Origin of the sequence: Citrobacter sp. Igbk 14, from assembly GCF_028069825.1 — a bacterium.
In the GTDB taxonomy this organism is placed as follows: Bacteria; Pseudomonadota; Gammaproteobacteria; order Enterobacterales; family Enterobacteriaceae; genus Citrobacter.
Window position 1 is genome coordinate 1 of the sequence record NZ_JANEWM010000111.1, and the last position, 5071, is coordinate 5071.

The window sequence follows — 5071 nt, forward strand, 5'->3', positions numbered from 1 at the left end:
TATTAAATGTTTGTAAAAATCACATTCGTTTTCTCAGTTGAAAATAAGTAATTTCCTATAAATTCTTATATCACAGAGGGTTAGGGTGTTAAATTAAATGGGGAGAGGTAACGCTCAGGCGATGTATCAGATGCAAAAAATGTTGACGATGTGGCAACCCCAGCCGTGTGATCAGTTGGTTCAGGCGATAGATAATGCGGTGATAGGGTTGGGCCTGCACGAGAGCAATCTTCTTTAATGATTTACCTTGCAAGAGTAATGAGATCATCTCCCAATCAGCCTGATTTATGTACCCGGAGTGAATATGATCCTGCTTCATCGATAATAAAGCATGGCGCATCTCCGGGAGGCGCTGGCGGCGCGGCAGGATATCAAATGGCCCAGCCATCGCAATAAAGTGCCTGAGCGCTTCGTGACGACTGGGAAGTAATATGAAAATTTGAATATTACTCTGCTCTTTAATGAGTCGGCGAAGATATTCCAGAACATCGAAATATGAGCTTGATGCACCATCCATATCAACCACTAACTGACTAACTTCAGACTCCTTCAACAGTGGTAGGGCCGATTCAATCGTCTGGAAGATGGCTGTGTGTGTACCAGAAAATAAATAGCGATTAAGCGTGTAGCCGAGATAGTTGTCTGTTGTGATAATTGCTTGAGATATTGTGTCGCCCGGTAATGTGTAATCAAGTTTTTGAGCCAGATACTCAATTCTGTCAAATTCTTGCGGTGCACAGTGATCATATTGCCAGGTACAGTGGGCGTTTCGTAAACGGCGATGCCGTTCCCGGCGTTTTACACTGCGCATCCTTCCTTTTTCCCTGTCCGTATCTATTGCGCCTGCTCTGGATAAATTGCTGGCCACAAATATCCCTGACCCAAATTTGCGCCAGCGCGCAGGGCAATTTCCTGCTGTTTTTGCGTTTCGATTCCTTCAACGACCACCAGGCCGGCGATTGCGCGCCCCATCTGAATAACCTGGCGGAGTTTTTCCGGCACATGGCTAAGTGTCCAGAACGTATTTTTATCCAATTTCACCCCTGACAAATGCCAGTTGGCTGTGGTGAATGCGCCCAGCAGTTCCTCATTGACGTCATCCAGCCATATTGGGATACCATGGTCTTCAAGATGTTGAATTACGCCATAGATGAGCGTCCGCTGAGGTGTACTTAAAGAATAAAACGTATTTGGATCTTGTATTTCGATAATCAAGCTGGATGGAGAGGGCGTAATCAAAGAATGGAATAACGGCCAACTCAGGAAGGCTTGCATCGGTAAATTCAATGAGTAGCGCAGACCCTGTTGATAGCACTTAATTTTGTCAATTTGCTGATAAAACAGATGCAGTCGATGTTGAACCGACAGTTGGTGAAAATATTTTTCACTGTTTATATTCGCGGGAAGATGTGTGAGAACCTCACAACCGTATCTCAACGCGGTAGACAAATTGACAATGGGCTCGAATTTAAGTGCGAATTGCAGGGGTTCTGCATCGCTGTTTTTGGCGGTAAAGACAGAGTGCTCAGATTTATCATTCCATAATAACAGGCTCGGTGCCACGATATCCCCCCTGGCGTCAGAGCAAATATTACCGAGTATGTCTATTTGTTTCCCCGGAAATAATATACATAGGGTATTCTGGCAGCATGCGGTTAGGTACAGTAGGTACTGATACTTAATTGATGATGAGACATTTCTCAATACAATGCCCGACAGCAAGGCCCACTCTACTGTTGCAGAAAACTCAGGTGTGCCCTGATATATCTTAAAAATTGCTGATCATTTTTCACATCCAGCTTTTTCATAATACGGCGGCGAGTTGCTCTGGCCTGTATATCGCTGATGGAGAGAAGATGTGCCGTTTCAGCGAGCGTGTTACCGCTGGCAAGTAGCATTAAGAACTGGCGTTCCTCCACCGAAAAGTTGCGGGTGGTACAGAAATGGCAGACGGTTGCAGGCACACTGTGGCGGAGCGCGCGTTTTTGCAGAATTAGGATCAGTTTTTGGGTTATCGCTTCCACATTATCTTCCCGATAGATCAGCGGCAGCATATACAGGCAGGGGCGAAACATCAGCTTATCCTTATCGCCTCCGTTGCAGATGATAACCCGATGTTGGCGTCTGGTGTGGATGGGGACCTGATAACATCCTGCACTGAGCCAATCGTCATCCAGCGAAATAAAGGCGATGTCTGCGCGATCGATATCTTCGGTAGGTAAAAAGCAGATGTCCTGATGCCACTGATTTGCCAGGCGGGAGATGATGATTTTCAGCCCATGTTCGAAATGACTATTTTCTTCCTTGATAGCGATACTTAACATTGACGAGGTCCTGAACTGCAGGGAAGTGGTTGGGGAATGTTAAGCAAAATCATTAATTTTCTAAATACTTGTAGCCTTAAATCCCGCATTATGCTGGCTGAGTTGTTACCAGGTGATTTCCTGGAACCCCATGAACGACCAGAAAAAACAACATTCGTACACTTCGTCAGCAACCGGAACAAAAGGCATTGACTCAGCAGGCGCTGACCGTATAATTCACGCGTTTCATCTGCATGAAGTCATCACTTCTCTATGCGCCCTTAGCTCAGTTGGATAGAGCAACGGCCTTCTAAGCCGTAGGTCGTAGGTTCGAATCCTACAGGGCGTACCATTTCGATAAAATACCCTCTCGGCACGGTTTTATTCCAGTTGGCATAACGTCTACATCAGCGGCTCTACATATAACTTTTTCTGGAGCGTTTTGTGGATATAAAAACGGGAGCCTGCTCGCTCCCGTTTTCCTGTTTTTCTAACCAATATCACCGCACAACAAGCACGGGGCATTTGGCATGACGTACTACAGCTGCGGCGGTTGACCCCAACAGATAGGTGCTGAACCCCGGCTTATGGGATGCAATGACGATCAATTCGGCGTCCACGGCATCTGCCAGTTTAAGGATCTGATCTTTCGGTGGGCCATAAACCACATGGGTCTGAGTTCTGCCGGCGGGGATATTGAATTGCTTAACAATGTCGTCGAGCTTTTCGGTGGCTTTCGCTTGTATACCACTTCTGTCCGGGAACTCGTTGGAGTAGGCAAGCCCGAGTGATGCGTAGAACGGAACGGTAGGAATGACCGCTAAAAAATGGACTTTAGCGGTTTTTGCATGCGCTTCAACCTGCGGAATAACATGGCGAGTTAAATCGGCTTCAGAGATATCAATGGGCACCAGAATAGAGCGATACATATTCACTACCTCCTGTTTGTTTACCTCTGTCCTGAGTGTAGCGAACTTTATTTCTGTATAATAAGTGACCAGATCAAGGTTGTGCGTGCATTTTGATATTCATGAATGTTATGTGATGGAGATACAACAACCACAATGGTGATTATTATTCGGCCAGCACAATAACATCCCCTGTCGCGGGGGCTTCTTGTCCCGGCAACCACAAACGTCCCCATGCGCCGGTGCAGTGGCAGCCGAGAAGTTTTTCTGGCTGTTGTTGTTTAATAAACCGTCGGGTTTGCCATAACGTATAGGGCGATGCGCAGCGTAAATGGAAGCCACCGACCAGGGCATGAATTTTGCTGATGCCCGTGATTCGCTGGCTGTGAGCGACGATATTGGCAATACCCCGGTGTCCGCAGCCGGTAATGATGACTAATCCGCGGTCTGATTTGTAGATCAATACCCCTTCGTCAGTGATGTAGTCCTGTTGGGGAGGATGCTCATTGATGACACCGTAGGCCTGCGGTGCGGACACGGATATTTCTCCTGACCACAGAAAGCGTTCGCTAAGGGGCAAAGGCTCACGGGAGTATGCCATCTGCAGGCGAGAGTAATCATTCTCGCGTGATAATTTCTTGATTTTACGGGTATACCCTGCAAGGGTGAACGCTGCGTAACGTTCGCAGGCAATGCGTGGATGACAGATGACGCGGCTGCTATCGGGAAGCCACGGGACGCCGCCACAGTGATCATAGTGACCATGTGAGAGCACGACAGCGGTCAACTGAGACAGGTCTACGCCCATCAATGCAGCATTGTGCCTAAAACTGTCATCAGGCCCGGTATCGAATAATATTGTGGTGGTTTCATCCTGAACTAACAGACTTAATCCAGGTTTTGCCCGTAGGGCTTTTTCTGCACCGCGGGCGCGCCTGTTTTCAAGCAATACCGTAAGGGTTAAAGCCATGCCTGACTCCAGCGTTAAAGCGACATACTGTAACGCACGGAATGTCAGAGCGCTGTGATCTCAGCGCTCTTTGGGACGGCTCAACGATGATAGTCGTGGCCGTCATCATCATGGTGATGGTGATTATGCCGCCATGCATGCTGATTTTCCCTTTGCTCGCGCTCCTGGCGTTCATGCTCTTTATCGCGGTTAGATTCGCGGTTTTTGTGGTTGGCGATTGCCGTGGCAACCGCCGCAGCACCTACCCCTACGGCTGCAGCCGAAAGATAAGGATGTTCCGCACAACCCGACAGGCTGGCCATAATAATCCCCGCGGATATCAGCTTTTTCATTGTGACGTTACCCATTATTCACGCACAATTTTGCCAGCATTCCCGGCGTCAGGATTGTTCCAGCTACCGCGACCATTCGTTTTAAGGGTATAAGTGGCATATCCCACGCGGAAGGTCATCGTATCTTTATAGGTATTCACGTCACGCACTTCATGACCATTTACGTAGACGCCAGAGTCTTCAACGTGAATATCAACGCTTCGTTGGCCATTCTCAAATTCGGCAACATAATTACCGGTGAATTTGCCATCAATACCGGCATTATCATGATTATCTTGATTGCGGGTATTTTGCTGATCTTCAGCATGACGATGATGGCGATTTTGCTGGCTTTGATCGTTCTCGATAAAACCATGATCGCGGTTCCACTGATAAGATTTATTGACATCGCAACCGTTGAGTTCACTTATCTGCGTACAGCCTGAACGTTCATATTTTTTCTGCATTGCAGGGGTGATTGCACATGCTGTTGTGGCAGTTGTCAGGCCGAGGACGAAAATGGCCAGCAGACGTTTATTCATTTTGTTACTCGCTATCATCATTAAATTTATATATAGG

Annotated in this window: 7 protein-coding genes and 1 tRNA gene; 1 reads left to right on the forward strand and 7 read right to left on the reverse strand. The window is 47.4% G+C overall.

All coding sequences use genetic code 11. The annotated features are described in order from the left end of the window. Positions 1-88 precede the first annotated feature (88 nt). From fimY to fimW, 3 genes are all read right to left on the reverse strand, one after another. The gene (fimY, locus tag NNN64_RS22345; RefSeq protein WP_271442823.1) at positions 89-811 is read right to left on the reverse strand and encodes a fimbria biosynthesis regulator FimY; all 723 of its coding nucleotides are present in this window, start codon (positions 809-811) and stop codon (positions 89-91) included. A 23-nt stretch (positions 812-834) separates the two neighbouring features. Next, the gene (locus NNN64_RS22350) at positions 835-1563 is read right to left on the reverse strand and encodes an EAL domain-containing protein (RefSeq protein WP_271442818.1); all 729 of its coding nucleotides are present in this window, start codon (positions 1561-1563) and stop codon (positions 835-837) included. Between the two features lie 167 nt (positions 1564-1730). After that, entirely contained in the window at positions 1731-2324 is a 594-nt protein-coding gene (gene fimW, locus NNN64_RS22355; protein WP_271442819.1) for a fimbria biosynthesis transcriptional regulator FimW, read from the reverse strand. 254 nt (positions 2325-2578) lie between these two features. Between fimW and NNN64_RS22360 the strand changes: the two genes are divergently transcribed. Beyond that, positions 2579-2655, forward strand: a tRNA-Arg gene (locus tag NNN64_RS22360). A gap of 148 nt (positions 2656-2803) precedes the next feature. On the opposite strand, the gene uspF is transcribed toward NNN64_RS22360, so the two are convergent. The 4 genes from uspF to NNN64_RS22380 form a co-directional block, all read right to left on the reverse strand. Continuing rightward, positions 2804-3232, reverse strand: a complete 429-nt coding sequence (gene uspF, locus NNN64_RS22365) for a universal stress protein UspF (RefSeq protein ID WP_061067464.1) — start codon at positions 3230-3232, stop codon at positions 2804-2806. A gap of 145 nt (positions 3233-3377) precedes the next feature. Continuing rightward, positions 3378-4181 carry an MBL fold metallo-hydrolase gene (locus NNN64_RS22370; protein ID WP_271442820.1) on the reverse strand — a complete coding sequence of 268 codons (804 nt, stop codon included), beginning with the start codon at positions 4179-4181 and terminating at the stop codon, positions 3378-3380. A gap of 80 nt (positions 4182-4261) precedes the next feature. Continuing rightward, a complete protein-coding gene (locus NNN64_RS22375; protein ID WP_271442821.1) occupies positions 4262-4513 on the reverse strand; it encodes a hypothetical protein in 252 nt (83 codons plus the stop codon). A 14-nt stretch (positions 4514-4527) separates the two neighbouring features. Then, positions 4528-5071 (reverse strand): hypothetical protein (locus NNN64_RS22380; RefSeq protein WP_271442822.1); only part of this gene is annotated, 544 nt, incomplete at its 5' end.

Coding starts and splice junctions, on each gene's coding strand:
- fimY (WP_271442823.1), bottom strand. CDS start 811: ATGCGCAGTGTAAAACGCCGGGAACGGCATCGCCGTTTACGAAACGCC.
- fimW (WP_271442819.1), bottom strand. CDS start 2,324: ATGTTAAGTATCGCTATCAAGGAAGAAAATAGTCATTTCGAACATGGG.
- uspF (WP_061067464.1), bottom strand. CDS start 3,232: ATGTATCGCTCTATTCTGGTGCCCATTGATATCTCTGAAGCCGATTTA.
- NNN64_RS22370 (WP_271442820.1), bottom strand. CDS start 4,181: ATGGCTTTAACCCTTACGGTATTGCTTGAAAACAGGCGCGCCCGCGGT.
- NNN64_RS22375 (WP_271442821.1), bottom strand. CDS start 4,513: ATGAAAAAGCTGATATCCGCGGGGATTATTATGGCCAGCCTGTCGGGT.